The organism is Paracoccus sp. MC1854, from assembly GCF_014164635.1.
Lineage (GTDB): Bacteria > Pseudomonadota > Alphaproteobacteria > Rhodobacterales > Rhodobacteraceae > Paracoccus.
Map to the genome: position 1 here is coordinate 102,283 of NZ_JACJFU010000003.1, position 13,911 is coordinate 116,193.

The 13,911-nt window shown below is 68.9% G+C and carries 13 protein-coding genes and 1 tRNA gene; 6 read left to right on the plus strand and 8 right to left on the minus strand.

The window, feature by feature from the left end; genetic code table 11:
* Window positions 1–21 precede the first annotated feature (21 nt).
* From H5395_RS03785 to cysE, 3 genes are read left to right on the plus strand one after another with little or no spacing between them, the layout of a single operon-like run.
* Window positions 22–3,894: a glycoside hydrolase/phage tail family protein gene (locus H5395_RS03785; RefSeq protein WP_182791201.1), complete on the plus strand. Its 3,873-nt coding sequence runs from the start codon at window positions 22–24 to the stop codon at window positions 3,892–3,894.
* A complete protein-coding gene (locus H5395_RS03790; RefSeq protein WP_182791202.1) occupies window positions 3,887–4,606 on the plus strand; it encodes a DUF2793 domain-containing protein in 720 nt (239 codons plus the stop codon). The genes H5395_RS03785 and H5395_RS03790 overlap by 8 nt, the downstream gene beginning before the upstream one ends.
* A 59-nt stretch (window positions 4,607–4,665) precedes the next feature.
* Window positions 4,666–5,490: a serine O-acetyltransferase gene (gene cysE, locus H5395_RS03795; protein ID WP_182791203.1), complete on the plus strand. Its 825-nt coding sequence runs from the start codon at window positions 4,666–4,668 to the stop codon at window positions 5,488–5,490.
* Here the strand turns inward: cysE and H5395_RS03800 are convergent.
* The 6 genes from H5395_RS03800 to gatC are packed head-to-tail and all read right to left on the minus strand — an operon-like array spanning window position 5,487 to window position 10,010.
* Window positions 5,487–6,548 (minus strand): quinone-dependent dihydroorotate dehydrogenase, encoded by a 1,062-nt coding sequence (locus tag H5395_RS03800; RefSeq protein ID WP_182791204.1) that lies wholly within the window; start codon window positions 6,546–6,548, stop codon window positions 5,487–5,489. The two genes, cysE and H5395_RS03800, sit on opposite strands and share 4 nt — an antisense overlap.
* Window positions 6,545–6,880, minus strand: coding sequence for a DUF952 domain-containing protein (locus H5395_RS03805; RefSeq protein ID WP_182791205.1), 336 nt, complete (start codon window positions 6,878–6,880; stop codon window positions 6,545–6,547). Before H5395_RS03805 ends, H5395_RS03800 begins: the two co-directional genes overlap by 4 nt.
* Window positions 6,874–7,530, minus strand: coding sequence for an N-acetylmuramoyl-L-alanine amidase (locus H5395_RS03810; RefSeq protein ID WP_182791206.1), 657 nt, complete (start codon window positions 7,528–7,530; stop codon window positions 6,874–6,876). The genes H5395_RS03805 and H5395_RS03810 overlap by 7 nt, the downstream gene beginning before the upstream one ends.
* 28 nt (window positions 7,531–7,558) lie before the next feature.
* Window positions 7,559–8,215, minus strand: a complete 657-nt coding sequence (locus H5395_RS03815) for a hypothetical protein (protein ID WP_182791207.1) — start codon at window positions 8,213–8,215, stop codon at window positions 7,559–7,561.
* A 32-nt stretch (window positions 8,216–8,247) separates the two neighbouring features.
* A complete protein-coding gene (gatA, locus tag H5395_RS03820) occupies window positions 8,248–9,726 on the minus strand; it encodes an Asp-tRNA(Asn)/Glu-tRNA(Gln) amidotransferase subunit GatA (RefSeq protein WP_182791208.1) in 1,479 nt (492 codons plus the stop codon).
* Window positions 9,723–10,010, minus strand: a complete 288-nt coding sequence (gene gatC, locus H5395_RS03825) for an Asp-tRNA(Asn)/Glu-tRNA(Gln) amidotransferase subunit GatC (RefSeq protein ID WP_182791209.1) — start codon at window positions 10,008–10,010, stop codon at window positions 9,723–9,725. Before gatC ends, gatA begins: the two co-directional genes overlap by 4 nt.
* Before the next feature lie 93 nt (window positions 10,011–10,103).
* On the opposite strand from gatC, the gene H5395_RS03830 reads away from it, so the two are divergent.
* Both H5395_RS03830 and H5395_RS03835 read left to right on the plus strand, forming a co-directional pair.
* Window positions 10,104–10,796, plus strand: coding sequence for a metal-dependent hydrolase (locus tag H5395_RS03830; RefSeq protein ID WP_182791210.1), 693 nt, complete (start codon window positions 10,104–10,106; stop codon window positions 10,794–10,796).
* Between the two features lie 78 nt (window positions 10,797–10,874).
* Window positions 10,875–11,351 carry a DUF411 domain-containing protein gene (locus H5395_RS03835; protein ID WP_182791211.1) on the plus strand — a complete coding sequence of 159 codons (477 nt, stop codon included), beginning with the start codon at window positions 10,875–10,877 and terminating at the stop codon, window positions 11,349–11,351.
* Between the two features lie 3 nt (window positions 11,352–11,354).
* On the opposite strand, the gene H5395_RS03840 is transcribed toward H5395_RS03835, so the two are convergent.
* The gene (locus tag H5395_RS03840; protein ID WP_182791212.1) at window positions 11,355–12,380 is read right to left on the minus strand and encodes a LacI family DNA-binding transcriptional regulator; all 1,026 of its coding nucleotides are present in this window, start codon (window positions 12,378–12,380) and stop codon (window positions 11,355–11,357) included.
* Window positions 12,381–12,477: 97 nt separating this feature from the next.
* Here H5395_RS03840 and H5395_RS03845 point away from each other — a divergent pair.
* A tRNA-Arg gene (locus H5395_RS03845) sits at window positions 12,478–12,554 on the plus strand.
* A 440-nt stretch (window positions 12,555–12,994) separates the two neighbouring features.
* Here the strand turns inward: H5395_RS03845 and purU are convergent.
* Complete coding sequence (gene purU, locus H5395_RS03850; protein WP_182791213.1) at window positions 12,995–13,879, minus strand: formyltetrahydrofolate deformylase; 885 nt, start codon at window positions 13,877–13,879, stop codon at window positions 12,995–12,997.
* Window positions 13,880–13,911: the final 32 nt, after the last annotated feature.

A 13,911-nucleotide genomic window follows, 5' to 3' on the forward strand; every position in this document is an offset into this window, starting at 1 on the left:
CAAGAGACATGGGAGAAGGCGATGGCGACCATCCTTTTGGCGGCGGCCGGCTCTGCCGTGGGCGCGGGCTTCGGCGGCACCATGCTGGGGCTGACCGGGGCCGTCATCGGCCGCGCGGTGGGCGCGACGGTCGGTCGCGTGATCGACCAGCGGTTGCTGGGCGGCGGCGCGCGGTTGGTGGAAACGGGGCGCATCGACCGGCTGCGGCTGCAGACGGCGGGCGAGGGGACGGCGATTCCGCACGTCTGGGGGCAGATGCGGGTGCCGGGGCATGTCATCTGGGCCTCGCCGGTGACCGAGATCAGCCGGTCGCAGGACGCGGGGGGCAAGGGATCAGGTCCGCGCGTGACCGAGATCAGCTATCGGCTGAGCCTGGCCATCGCGCTCTGCGAGGGGCCGATCCTGTCCGTGGGGCGCGTCTGGGCGGATGGCGAGGAGGTCGCGGCGTCGGACCTGAACCTGCGCGTCTATCGCGGGGACGAAGCGCAGTTGCCCGACCCGGTGATCGCCGCGCATGAGGGCGAGGCCGCGCCTGCCTATCGCGGCATCGCCTATGTGGTGCTGGAGGACTTGGCGCTGGAACGCTGGGGCAACCGCGTGCCGCAGATGAGCTTCGAGGTGACGCGGGGCGTGAAGGGCGCGGCTTCGCTGGCCGAGAACGTGCAGGCGGTGGCGCTGATCCCGGGAACCGGGGAGTATGCGCTGGCGACGCGACAGGTTTCGATTGATCTGGGGCTGGGGGAGACTCGGATTCTCAACCGCAACACGCCGATGGGAGGGACTGATTTTCAGGTCTCGCTGGCGACGCTGGGGCGCGAGTTGCCGAAGGTGGGGTCGGTCTCTGTCGTTGTGTCGTGGTTCGGGGACGATCTGCGGGCCGGTAACTGCACCGTGCGGCCAAAGGTCGAGCAGACCGAGATCGACGGCGAGGAGATGCCGTGGCGCGCGGGTGGAATCAAGCGCGCCGAGGCAGCGACCATCGCGCGGAAGGAGGGGCGGTCGATCTACGGGGGGACTCCGGCTGACGGGTCGGTGGTCGAGGCGATCCGGGCAATCCGCGCCTCGGGGCGGGCGGCGGTGTTCTATCCGTTCATCCTGATGGAGCAGATGGCGGGGAACGGGCGGCCTGACCCCTGGACGGGGAACAAGGATCAGCCGGTCATGCCCTGGCGGGGGCGGATCACGAGTTCGGTGGCTGCGGGGCGCAAGGGCTCGCCGCAGGGGACTGCGGCGGCGGATGCCGAAGTGGCGGCGTACTTCGGGACCGCTTGCGTTGCGGATTTTGCCGAGAAGGACGGGCGGATCGTCTATTCGGGGCCGCAGGAGTGGGGCTATCGCCGCTTTATCCTGCATTATGCGCATCTGTGCCGGATGGCGGGCGGAATCGACGCCTTCCTGATCGGGTCCGAGATGATCGGGTTGACGCAGATCCGGGGGGCGAGCGGTTATCCGGTGGTCGCGGCCTTGCGGCGGCTGGCGGCCGAGGTGCGTTCGATTCTCGGGCCAGGGGTGAAGCTGGGCTATGCGGCGGACTGGTCCGAGTATTTCGGCCATCATCCGGGCGGGGGCGAGGCGGTGTTCCACCTCGATCCGCTGTGGGGCGACGAGAACATCGACTTTGTCGGCATCGACAACTACATGCCGTTGTCGGACTGGCGCGAGGGCGAGGGGCACCTCGACGCGCATTGGGTCGATATCCGCAATGTCGATTACCTGCGGACCAATGTCTGCGGAGGCGAGGGGTTCGACTGGTATTACGCCAGCGACGAGGATCGGCTGACGCAACTGCGGACGCCGATCACGGACGGGCAGGGCGAGCCGTGGATCTGGCGCTACAAGGACCTGAAGGGTTGGTGGTCGAACTGGCATTACGACCGTGGGCCGGATGGTGCGCGGTCGGCCGAGCCGACGGCCTGGGTGCCGGGGTCGAAGCCGATCTGGTTCACGGAATACGGCTGCGCGGCGCTCGACAAGGGGACGAACCAGCCGAACAAGTTCCTTGATGCCATGAGCAGCGAGGCGATGCTGCCTTGGTTTTCCGATGGGCGGCGGGACGATGCGATCCAGGCGGCCTATGTCGAGGCGGTCACGTCATACTGGGCCGATCCGGCGAACAATCCTGCCATGAAGGTCGGGCGGATGGTCGAGTTGTCGCGCGCCCATGTCTGGGCCTGGGACGCGCGGCCCTATCCGGCGTTTCCGGCGCGGGACGACCTGTGGTCGGACGGGCTTGCCTGGGAGCGGGGGCATTGGCTGAACGGCCGCGCGGGCGCGGTGCCCCTGGCCGATGTGGTGCGCGACATCTGCGAAGGGGCGGGGGTCGCGGCCTATGACGTGAGCGGGCTGCATGGGGTCGTGCGCGGCTATGCTGTCAGTGGGCCGGAGAGCGGGCGGGCGGCGTTGCAGCCGCTGATGCTCGCGCATGGGTTCGACGCGGTGGAACGCGACGGCGTGCTGCGCTTTGTCATGCGCGACGGGCGGGTGGATGCGGTGCTGGCCGAGGGCGAGCTTGCCGTCGCCGAGGAGTTGGGCGGGTTCGAGATCACTCGCGCCCCTCTGGCCGAGATGGTGGGGCGCGTGCGGCTGAGCCATGTCGAGACGGGCGGCGACTATGGCGCGCGGACGGCCGAGGCGGCCTTGCCGGACGGGCAGGTCCTCTCGGTGTCGGACAATGACCTGCCGATGGTGCTGACGTTGGCTGAGGGGCACGCGGTCGCATCGCGCTGGCTGGTCGAGGCGAAAGTGGCGCAGGATGCGGCGCGGTTCGCGCTGCCTCCGTCGCGGGCCGGTCTGGGGCCGGGCGATGTGGTGCGGCTGGCGGATGGCGCGGGGGCCGGAGACCGCTGGCGCATCGACCGGGTCGAGCGTGCCGGTGCGACTCTGGTCGAGGCGGTGCGGGTCGAGCCGGGGGTCTATCGGCCTGCGCCCCATGTGAGCGAGGGATTGCGCGGGAAGGCGCATGTCCCGGCGGGGCCGGTCTGGCCGGTCTTCTTGGACCTGCCGATGATGCGGGGGACCGAGGTGCCTCATGCGCCGTGGTTGGCCGCCACGGGGACTCCGTGGCCGGGGGCGGTGCGGGCCTGGGTGTCGTTCGAGGAGGACAGCGGCTGGCAGCCGAACGTGATCCTTCCCTCGCGCGCCGTCATGGGGGTGACACTGGGCGCGCTGCCTGCGGCGAGGCCGGGGGTTCTGGACCGAGGGCCTGCGCTGAGGGTGCGGGTGAAGGGGGGCAACCTGCGGTCCATCGGCCGCAATGCCCTGATGGCAGGGGGCAACGTTCTGGCGATCGGCGACGGCTCTCCGGGGAACTGGGAGTTGATGCAGTTCTCTGACGCGAAGCTGGTGGCGCCGGGCGAGTGGGAAATCTCGGGGCGGCTTCGGGGGCAGGCGGGGACGGATGCGCTGATGCCGGCGGAATGGCCGGCGGGCAGCGTGGTCGTTCTGATGGATGGCTCGCCCAGGCAGGTCGACCTGGACCCGGACGCGCGGGGGCAGTTGCGCCACTGGCGGATCGGGCCGTCGAGCCAGTCGCCGGATGACGAGAGCTATCGGCAGCGGTCGCTTGTCGTCGTGGGCGCTGGTTTGCGGCCGTTGTCGCCCAGTCACCTGTCGGTGAAGGACCGCGAAGTGACGTGGGTCCGGCGCACCCGGACCGGGGGCGATGGCTGGGATGCGCCCGAGGTGCCGCTGGGCGAGGCCTATGAGCGCTATGTCGTGCGGCTGGTGCGCGGCACGACCCTGCTGCACCGCGAGGAGGTCGCGCGGCCTGCCTGGGCGATCCCCGAGAACGTCTGGGCGCACGCGGCGCAAGGGGGCAGCTTCGCCATCGAGGTGGCGCAGCTTTCCGAAATCTACGGGCCGGGCCCGTCTGTCAGGAGGAACATTCATGTCTGAACAGGCAACGCTGCGTTGCGGGCTGCCGCTGTTGCAGCCCGCTCAGGCGCAGAAGCATGTCACGGTGAACGACGGGCTGATGCGGCTGGACGGGTTGGTGAACCTGGTGCTGCAGAGCGTCTCGGTGGCCAGCCCTCCGGTCGCGGTGACGGACGGGCAATGCTGGGCGGTGCCCTTTGGCGCTGGGGGCGCCTGGGCGGGGCAGGCGGGGCGCATCGCCATCGGCGCCAACGGCGGCTGGGTCTTTGTCCCGCCTTCACGCGGGCAGCGGGCCTTTGTCGTGGACCAGGGGCTGAGCGCGCTGTGGGACGGTGCGGCCTGGCTGCCGGGCGCGCTGACGCTGGGCGCCGCAGGCGGCGGCTTCAACGCCGGCATCACCACGGGCGAGGTCGAGATCACGGCGGGAGCCGGCTTGGGCACGGGCTTGTTCATCCCGGAGAACGTGCTGGTTCTGGGCCTCACTGGGCGGGTCATCAAGCCTATTACGGGCACGTTGACCAGCTGGATGATCGGGGTGGCGGGGGCGACGAACCGTTATGGCTCGGGGTTGGGATTGCCGCTGAATTCCTGGTCGCAGGAGCTGCTGTCGGCGCCATCCGCCGTCTATGCGGCACAGGAACTGCGGCTGACCGCAACCGGGGGCAACTTCGCCGGCGGGCGGGTCCGGCTGGCGGTGCATTGGCTGGCCCTGCGCGTGCCCGATCCGGTCTGAGGCTTTTCGTCGCCCTCAACCTGCCCTAAATGGATAGGGGCGACGAAAGGAACCGTGACATGGACGGACAGCCCTATGCCGACAGTCCCGAGGTGGTACACGCCTCGGTCTGGCACCAGATCCAGCGCGAGGCCGCCGAGGCGGCGGCGACAGAGCCGCTGCTGGGGGCGCTGATTCATGCGGGGCTGCTGCACCACCGCACCTTCCCGGCGGCGCTGGCCTATCGGTTCTCGCTGAAGCTCGCGTCCGGCGAGATGAGCGAGCAGATCCTGCGCGAGATCGCCGACGACGCCCACCGGCGCGAGCCCGCGCTGGCTGTCGCGGCCGAGGCCGACCTGCGCGCGGTTTACGAACGCGACCCTGCCTGCCACCGGCTGATGCAGCCGATGCTGTTCTTCAAGGGCTTCCAGGCGCTGCAGGCTTACCGGATCGGGCATTGGCTATGGGATCATGGTCGCCGCGACATGGCTTATTTCGTGCAGATGCGCTGTTCCGAGGTCTTCGGCGTGGATATCCACCCGGCTGCCCGGATCGGGACCGGGGTGATGATCGACCACGCCCATTCCATCGTGATCGGCGAGACGGCGGTGGTCGGCAACGACGTGTCCATGCTGCATTCGGTGACGCTGGGGGGGACCGGGAAAGAGGACGGCGACCGCCACCCCAAGATTGGAGACGGGGTAATGATCGGGGCCGGAGCCAAGGTGCTGGGCAATATCTCTGTGGGGCACCACAGCCGCATTGCCGCGGGCTCGGTCGTGCTGACCGAGGTGCCGCCCTGCAAGACCGTCGCCGGGGTGCCGGCGCGGATCGTGGGCGATGCGGGATGCAGCACGCCCTCGGACACGATGGAGCAGATCCTCGGGCTGGAAGGGATTGTCTAGGCGGCCCAGCGGTGGGCGGCGCTGCCGGTGAGGTCGGCCAGAGTGGTGTTTTCCGCAGCGAGCCGGGCGTCGAGGCCGCGCGCGATGCGATCGGCCAGCGAGAAACCCTGGTAGATCAGGGCGGTATAAAGCTGGATGGCTGAGGCGCCGGCCTCAATCTTGGCCCACGCTTGCTCGACCGAGCCGATGCCGCCGACCCCGATGATCGGCAGGCTACCGCCAAGGTGGCGGTAGAGGCGGGCGAGCATTTTCGTGGAGAGGTCGAACAGGGGGGCGCCCGAGAGGCCTCCGGCTTCGCCTGCGTGGCGCGAGGTCAGGCCGCCGCGGGTCAGCGTCGTGTTGGTGGCGATCGCGCCGTCGATGCCGCTGCCCTTCAGGACGGCGGAGAGTTCGACAAGCGCCTGTTCATCGAGATCGGGGGCGATCTTGACGAAGACGGACGGTTGCGCGCCGGAGGCATCGCGGGCGTCGAGGACGCCCCGAATCAGGGCTGCGAGGGCGCGGGCGCCTTGCAGGTCTCGCAGCTTTTCCGTGTTGGGAGAGCTGACGTTGATTGTCAGGAAGTCGGCCACCGGCGCGGCGAGGCTTGCGACATGGGCGAAGTCGGCGGCGCGGTCGGCGCTGTCCTTGTTGGCACCAATGTTGAGGCCGACGGGGACACCAGGGGGACGGTTTGCGAGGCGGGCACAGATCGCATCCGCGCCCTCGTTGTTGAAGCCGAAGCGGTTGATGATCGCGCGGTCCTCGGTCAGCCGGAACAGCCTCGGTTTCGGGTTGCCTGATTGGGGGCGGGGGGTGGCCGCGCCGACCTCGACGAAGCCGAAGCCCGCGCGGGTCAGGGGGCCGACGACGCGGGCGCTCTTGTCGTAGCCGGCTGCGAGGCCCACCGGGTTGGGCATGTTCAGCCCGGCAACGCGCGTCTCAAGGCGCGGCGAGGTGAAGGGCTGGCCCGGCAGGGGCACGAGGCCGGTCGCCAGCGCCTTCAGCGACAGATCATGGGCGCGTTCGGGGTCCAGACGGTGAAGGGCGGCGAGGCCCGCACGTTCGATCAGCCTCATGCCAGTTCCCCCGGCTCGTGGCCTTGCGGTCCCAGCGGGACGGGGCGGTGCCATCGGACGTCGGACAGCCGCAACTCGCGGTAAAGATGCGGGAACAGGGCGCGGCTGCGTGACGGTTCCCACCGCAGGTCGGGGGCGAGCGCCTCGGCGTTGCAGGCGAGGAGGGCGAGGTTTTCCTCGCCCGCGAAATGCTTGGCGAGGGTGGTGGCAAGCTGCTCGGCCGTCGAGAAGTGGATGTAGCCGTCCGCCACGTCCACCGGCGCGCCCGCGCTGCGGCCTTCGGCCTGCAAAGCGACCCATTCATCGGCGCGCAACACCTTGTAGATCAGCATGTTTCCTCAAGCGGCAGGGCCGCCAGCACGCCTGCGGCAATGCGGCGGTCAAGGTCGTTTTCCGGGCCTTCGTTCCACGGGCAGAAGCGCAGGCGGAAGGCGGACAGGCGGGGCGCCGGGTCAACGGCGGGATAGCCGATGCGGTCGAGCATGGCTGAAAGCGGCCCGGTCATGGACGATGCGGCTGGTGCAAGGGCAAGGCCGGTGCGGCCGAGGCGGCCCCAGTCGAAACGCGGGCCGGGGTCGGACTTGCGGCCCGGCGCCATGTCGGAATGGGCGATCACCCGATGCGGCGGGATGGACCAGCGGGCCATGATCGCAGCAAGCAGGGCCTCCAGCGCCGTCATCTGCGGATGCGGAAAAGGGCGGTCGCCGGGGTTCGCAAGCTCGATGCCGATGGAGTGCGAGTTCACGTCCTCGCGGTCCTGCCAGTTTCCGGCGCCGGCGTGCCAAGCCCGGCGGTCCTCGGGGACCAGCGACTCGGTCGTGCCGTCGGCGTCAATCAGCCAGTGGGCCGAGACCTCGGCTGCCGGATCGCAGAGCCGGGCGCGGGCCGAGACGAAATCGGCCATGCCAGTGTAGTGGATCACGATCAGGTCGGGCCTCTGCGCGCCGCGCCGTTCCCCGTGGTTGGGCGAGGGGAAGCTCATGCGCGCAGCGCGCCCGCAGCGCGATGGATCATCGCGGCAGCGGCACCGTCGCCGGGCGGAAGCTGCAGGCGTTGCCGTCGCCGTCCGGGTCGAGGCCAAGGGGATCGCGCTGCGGTCCTCCCTCTCTGCGGAAGGCGCTTTGGGCTGCGGCGGGCGTCGGATAGGCCGAGCAGTCGCCGGTCACGTCGGCCGTGCGGGGATAAAGCGGCTGGACATTGGTGGACAGTCGGCGCGACTGCACCGGCGCCACGGTCGCGCTTGACGGGGTGGTGACGACCACCGGACGAGGCGGCATCGGCGGCGGGGTCACGACCGGCTGCGGCAGCACCGTCCGCTCGCTGGGCAGCACCGCGCGGCTGCTGGGCAGCGAGGGCGGGCGCGGATCGATGGCGGGCGCCCCGCGCATCTGCACGCGACGCACCGGGGTCGAGGACGGCGTCACCGCGCGTTCAAGGATCTGGACGGGCGAGGGGCCTGCGATCTCGGCCGCAGTCAGGGCGCGGGCGGGCAGCGCGACGGGGATCACGCGCGGCGGTTCGGCCCGGTGGCCGGTCAGCGCAAGCTCGCGCGCGCGCAGGTAGTCGCCGTAAGGCGTTGCAAAGGCCTTGTAGTTCGGGTTCCAGCCCTGGTTCTCGCCCGAACAGGCGGCAAGGACGAGGAGAGGGATCAGGATCAGGGCGCGCATTCAGGTCTCCTCGTGGGGCGTCAGGCCCGAGCTTACCACCAGCGTTGGGGCTTGGCGACAAATCCGGCCGCGCGTTCCAGAACGGCGCCGTGGTTGAGCAGGTTCCCCTCGTCCCACGGACGGCCGATCAGTTGCAGGCCAAGAGGCAGGCCCTGCGCGTCGAGGCCGACCGGGACCGCAAGACCCGGCAGGCCGGCAAGGTTCACCGTGACGGTGAAGATGTCGTTGAGATACATCCTGACCGGATCAGCGTCCTTCATCTCGCCCAATCCGAAGGCGGCCGATGGGGTGGCGGGGGTGAGGATTGTGTCAATGCCCTCTGCGAAGGCTTGGTCGAAGTCGCGCCGGATCAGGGCGCGGACCTTGCGGGCGCGGTTGTAATAGGCGTCGTAGAAGCCTGCCGACAGCACATAGGTGCCGATCATGACGCGGCGCCGGACCTCATACCCGAAGCCCTCGGCGCGGGTCTTTTCATACAGTTCGGTGATGCCGTCGCTTTGGCCCAGCTTTGCCCGGCGGCCGTAGCGGACGCCGTCATAGCGGGCGAGGTTGGACGATGCCTCGGCGGGGGCGATGACGTAATATGCGGGCAGGGCGTATTTCGTGTGCGGCAGGCTGATGTCCACGATCTCGGCGCCGGCGTCGCGCAGCATCTCGGCGCCCTGCTTCCACAGCGCCTCGATCTCGGCGGGCATCCCGTCAATGCGGTATTCGCGGGGGATGCCGATGCGACGCCCGCGGATGTCGCCGGTCAGGGCAGCTTCGTAGTCCGGCACGGGGCGGTCGGCCGAGGTCGAATCCTTCGGATCGACCGAGGCCATCGCGCCCAGCATGATCGCGGCGTCGCGGACCGTCTTGGTCATCGGCCCGGCCTGGTCAAGCGACGAGGCGAAGGCGATTGTGCCCCAGCGGCTGACGCGACCATAGGTCGGCTTCAGCCCCACCGTCCCGGTGAAGGCCGCGGGCTGGCGGATCGAGCCGCCGGTGTCGGTGCCCGTCGCCGCAAGGCAGAGGTCCGCTGCGACCGCCGCCGCCGAGCCGCCCGAGGAGCCGCCCGGCGTCAGTTGCCGGTCATCCGTCTTCCACGGGTTCACCGCATTGCCATAGACGCTGGTCTCGTTCGACGAGCCCATGGCGAATTCGTCCATGTTCAGCTTGCCGAGCATCACCGCGCCCGCATCGAACAGGTTCTGGGTGACGGTCGATTCGTATTCCGGGCGGAAGCCTTCGAGGATGCGGGACGCCGCCTGCGAGGGCACGCCCTTCGTGCAGAACAGATCCTTGATCCCCACCGGAATCCCGCACATCGCCGGCGCATCGCCTGAGGTGAGCCGTTCGTCCGCCGCCGCCGCCTGCTGGCGCGCGATCTCGGGCGTGTGGTGGACAAAGGCGTTCAGCGCGCCAGCGCCATCGGCGGCGGAAAGGCAGGCGTCGGTCAGTTCGGCCGCCGTGATCTCGCGCGCGCGCAGGCGGTCGCGGGCATCCGCGATGGTCAGTCGGTTCAGGCTCATTCCACCACCTTCGGCACGGCAAAGAACCCCTCGCGGGCGTCGGGGGCGTTCTTCAGGATCGCTTTCTGCATATTGCCGTCCGTCACCACGTCCTCGCGCCGCTTCAGCCGCATCCGTTCGACGCCGGTCATCGGCTCGACGCCCTCGACATCGACCTCGTTCAACTGCTCCATGAAATGCAGGATGCCGTTCAGCTCGGCGGCGAGCGCGGGCAGCGCCTCATCCGCGACCGCGATCCGCGCCAGATGCGCGACCTTCCGGGCCTCGGCTTCGGTGATGGACATGCGGGTTCCTTTCGCTTGGGCGCGGGTTTACCGCCGGTGGACCGGCCCTGCAAGCCGCGCTAGCCTGCCGCCCGAAACGCAGGAGGTGCAAGGATGAAACTGACCTGGCTGGGCCACGCCGGCTTCCGTCTGGAAATCGAGAGCGCGGTGATCCTGATCGATCCGTGGCTGACCGGGAACCCCGTGTTCCCCGCGGACCGGCGCGACGAGGCGGTGCGCGGCGCTACCCACATCCTGCTGACCCACGGGCACGGGGACCATACCGGCGACGCGCTGGGGCTGGCCAGGGAACTGGGCATCCCCCTCGTCGGTATCGCCGACCTGATCGGTTACTGGACCGCAGCCGAGGGGGTGGAGGGCATCGATTTCAACAAGGGCGGCAGGGTGGACCTGAACGGGGCGAAGGTGACGATGGTCAACGCCAGCCATTCCTCCTCGCTGATGGTGGACGGCAAGCCGGTCTATGCGGGGCACGAGTCGGGCTACATGATCCGGGGCGAGGGGCGGACGATCTACGTCTCGGGCGACACCGACATCATGGCGGACATGGAGTGGATGGGCGAGTTGCACCGCCCCGAGATCGGCATCCTCTGCGCCGGTGGCCATTACACCATGGACATGGAGCGCGCGGCCTGGGCGGCAAAGCGGTATTTCGACTTCAAGACCGTCATCCCCTGCCACTACGACACCTTTCCCTTGCTGAAGCAGGACCCTGAGGTGATGCGCCGCGCCCTGCCGGGCGTCGATGTGCTGACGCCCGAGGTGATGGAGACGGTCGAGCTTTGAGGCTGCGCCGCTTGGCCGCAGTGTGCCTGCCGCCATCCTGCGCCATGTTGGCCCTGTTCCAAGGGGAATGAGGTCGGCATGACGCAATCCATCATCTCGCGCCGGAAGCTGCTGGTGGCTGGCGGGGCGCTGGCGCTTGCGGGCCTTGCGGCTCCGCTGCGGGCGGGGAAGCCCGCGCTTCATGTCCTCAAGGACCCCGATTGCGGCTGCTGCACCGCCTGGGTCGATACATTGCGGGCCGAGGGGCTTGAGGCCACGGTCGAGGTGGTCAGCCTCGCGCAACTGCACCGCGTCAAGCGCGAGGGCGGCATCCCGGCGGAACTGTCCTCGTGTCACACCGCGCAGGTCGAGGGCTACCTGATCGAGGGCCATGTGCCCGCCCGCGACATCCTGCGGCTGCTGGATGCGCGCCCGGACGCGATCGGGCTGACGGTGCCGGGGATGCCCTGGGGCTCGCCCGGCATGGGACCGGAATCGGAACGCGAGGCCTATGACGTCCTCCTGCTCCGCCGCGACCGCGGGACCGAGGTCTTCGCGCATTACGCCGCCGCCTGAGTCTCAGCGCACCGAACGGATGGTGTCGCCGGGAAGGAAGGTCGGGGACAGGGCGATGATCCCGTCCTCGGGGCGAGGGTCCTTGCCCGCGACGATCCGCGCCGCCCGCCGGCCGATATCCAGCCGCCGCGCATCCGTTGTTGCCAGCCGCATCGGCAGCCCGTCCAGCAGGTCCACTCCGTTGAAGCCCGCCAGCCCCAGCTTTCCCGGAATGTCGATGCCGCGCTCGCGCGCCCAGATCAGCCCGCCCGCGCCGATCAGATCGTTGGAGTAATACAGGAAATCCAGGTCCGGCTCGCGCGCGAGGATGCGTTCCGTCAGCTCGCGCCCCTTCGCCAGCGACGAGCCGCCCTGGTAGTATTCCCGCGCAACCAGCGCCACGCCCGCCGCCTCAAGCGCCCGCTCGAACCCCGCGAGGCGTTTGCGCGCCCGGTGATCCTCGGGCATGTGGGTGCCGATGAAGCCGATGCGGCGGTATCCGGCGGCAAGAATATGGCCCGCCATCTCGGTCCCGGCGCGGTCGTGGCTGATGCCCACGGCGGTGTCGACGGGGGTGCCGTCCACGTCCATGATCTCGACCACCGGGACGCCCGCGCCTTCCAGCATCGCCCGCGAAGCCCGCGAATGTTCCAGCCCGGCGAGGATGATCCCCGTCGGCCGCCAGCTTATCATGTCGTAAAGCACCGCTTCCTCGCGCGCGGGACCGTAGTTGGTGACGCCCACGACCGGCTGCAGCCCGGTGTCGTCGAGTTCCGCCGAGATCCCCCCCAGCACGTCGGGAAAGACCAGGTTCGACAGCGAGGGGATCACCACCGCGACCAGGTTGACCCGCTGGCTGGCCAGCCCCCCCGCGATCTTGTTGGGCACATAGCCCAAGGCGCGGGCCGCGTTCAGCACCTTTTCCCGCGTCGCCGCCGACACGTCGCCGCGGTTGCGCAGCACCCGGCTGACGGTCATCTCGCTGACGCCCGACGCGAGCGACACGTCACGAAGCGTCAGGGGACGGCGGCGGGGTCGGGATGCGGTCATGGAGGTGTCACCTGCGCGATCTGTCTTCCGTTAGCGCATGACAACCCCCTTCCGCAACCTTGCCTTCACGCGCAGCCTTGTGCGAGAAGGCAGGCGAGACCCCGTGGCTCAACTGGATAGAGCAGCCCCCTCCTAAGGGGCAGGTTGGAGGTTCGAATCCTCTCGGGGTCGCCAGACATCGCGGCGGATGCCGGCTTTCTCAAGGGTCTTTGGTCCGCTTCTTGCAGCATCTTTGGAAAAGATGCCTGTTTTCCCGGAATGGATCGTGAGCCTGCGTGCAGATTCCTTGCAGGACGCGGAAGCCTGTTCGGCGAGTTCTACGATGGAAACGGAAAAACCCCGGCCTGCCGGAAGGCGCAACCGGGGTCGGTGTTTCCGACAGCAGAGTATGCGTTTCATGCCTCCGCGCCCTCGATCGTCCCTTGGGGTTGGAACACATCGGCGGACGACGGCCCGCGTGAAGCTGGGGCGCAGCGCTGCTTGAGTATGATCTGGGTGTCCGGGCCGAGACAGGCGCCCGTGCGGGCGCGCAGCCCGACATGGGCGCCGGGGCCTTGCGCCACGGATGCGTCTCAAGAGGGCACGTCGCACCCCTGAGACGCAGGGCCGGTGCGTCAGCCCATCCGTTCCGATGCGTGCGAACCGGGCGAAGGGGGGAAGACCACCGTCTTGTTGCCGTTCAGGAACACCCGGCCGTTCACATGGGCATGCACCGCACGCGACAGGACCGCGGCCTCGACGTCGCGGCCGAGGCTCACGTAATCTTCGGGCGACTGCGCATGGGTGACGCGCACGGTATCCTGCTCGATGATCGGGCCTTCGTCGAGATCGGCGGTGACGTAATGCGAGGTCGCCCCGATCAGCTTCACCCCCCGCTCATAGGCCTGCTTGTAGGGATTGGCACCCTTGAACGAGGGCAGGAAGGAGTGGTGGATGTTGATGATCCGGCCCGACATCTTCCGGCACATCGCGTCGGACAGGACCTGCATATAGCGCGCCAGCACGATCAGTTCGGCCCCGGTTTCCTCGACCACCTCCATGATCCGGGCCTCGGCCTGAGGCTTGTTCTCAGGCGTGACCCGGATGCAGTGGAAGGGGATGTCGTGGTTCACGACGACCTTCTGATAGTCCATGTGGTTCGAGATCACCGCGACGATGTCGATCGGCAGCGCCCCGATCCGCCAGCGATACAAGAGGTCGTTCAGGCAATGGCCGAAACGCGAGACCATCAGGATGACCTTGCGCTTGCGGGCCTCGTCGAAGAACTCGGCCTCCATCCCCAGCCGGGACGCCACGGGCGCGAAGCCCTCGTGCAATTCCGCAAGCTGCTTGCCGGTCTCGCTCTGGAAGCTGATCCGCATGAAGAAGCGGCCGGTATGGGCATCGTCGAACTGGGCGCTGTCGGTGATGTTGCAGCCCTGTTCGGCAAGATAGCCCGCGATGGCGGCGACGATGCCGCGGGTGGACTGGCAGGTGACGCGAAGGGCGTAGCGGGACATGGGTTCTCAAGCCTCCGGGGGGTTCGGGGGAA

What these genes read in the sequence shown, in the direction of transcription:
- H5395_RS03785 (WP_182791201.1), top strand. Translation starts at nt 22, where the DNA reads ATGGCGACCATCCTTTTGGCGGCGGCCGGCTCTGCCGTGGGCGCGGGC.
- H5395_RS03790 (WP_182791202.1), top strand. Translation starts at nt 3,887, where the DNA reads ATGTCTGAACAGGCAACGCTGCGTTGCGGGCTGCCGCTGTTGCAGCCC.
- cysE (WP_182791203.1), top strand. Translation starts at nt 4,666, where the DNA reads ATGGACGGACAGCCCTATGCCGACAGTCCCGAGGTGGTACACGCCTCG.
- H5395_RS03800 (WP_182791204.1), bottom strand. Translation starts at nt 6,548, where the DNA reads ATGAGGCTGATCGAACGTGCGGGCCTCGCCGCCCTTCACCGTCTGGAC.
- H5395_RS03805 (WP_182791205.1), bottom strand. Translation starts at nt 6,880, where the DNA reads ATGCTGATCTACAAGGTGTTGCGCGCCGATGAATGGGTCGCTTTGCAG.
- H5395_RS03810 (WP_182791206.1), bottom strand. Translation starts at nt 7,530, where the DNA reads ATGAGCTTCCCCTCGCCCAACCACGGGGAACGGCGCGGCGCGCAGAGG.
- H5395_RS03815 (WP_182791207.1), bottom strand. Translation starts at nt 8,215, where the DNA reads ATGCGCGCCCTGATCCTGATCCCTCTCCTCGTCCTTGCCGCCTGTTCG.
- gatA (WP_182791208.1), bottom strand. Translation starts at nt 9,726, where the DNA reads ATGAGCCTGAACCGACTGACCATCGCGGATGCCCGCGACCGCCTGCGC.
- gatC (WP_182791209.1), bottom strand. Translation starts at nt 10,010, where the DNA reads ATGTCCATCACCGAAGCCGAGGCCCGGAAGGTCGCGCATCTGGCGCGG.
- H5395_RS03830 (WP_182791210.1), top strand. Translation starts at nt 10,104, where the DNA reads ATGAAACTGACCTGGCTGGGCCACGCCGGCTTCCGTCTGGAAATCGAG.
- H5395_RS03835 (WP_182791211.1), top strand. Translation starts at nt 10,875, where the DNA reads ATGACGCAATCCATCATCTCGCGCCGGAAGCTGCTGGTGGCTGGCGGG.
- H5395_RS03840 (WP_182791212.1), bottom strand. Translation starts at nt 12,380, where the DNA reads ATGACCGCATCCCGACCCCGCCGCCGTCCCCTGACGCTTCGTGACGTG.
- purU (WP_182791213.1), bottom strand. Translation starts at nt 13,879, where the DNA reads ATGTCCCGCTACGCCCTTCGCGTCACCTGCCAGTCCACCCGCGGCATC.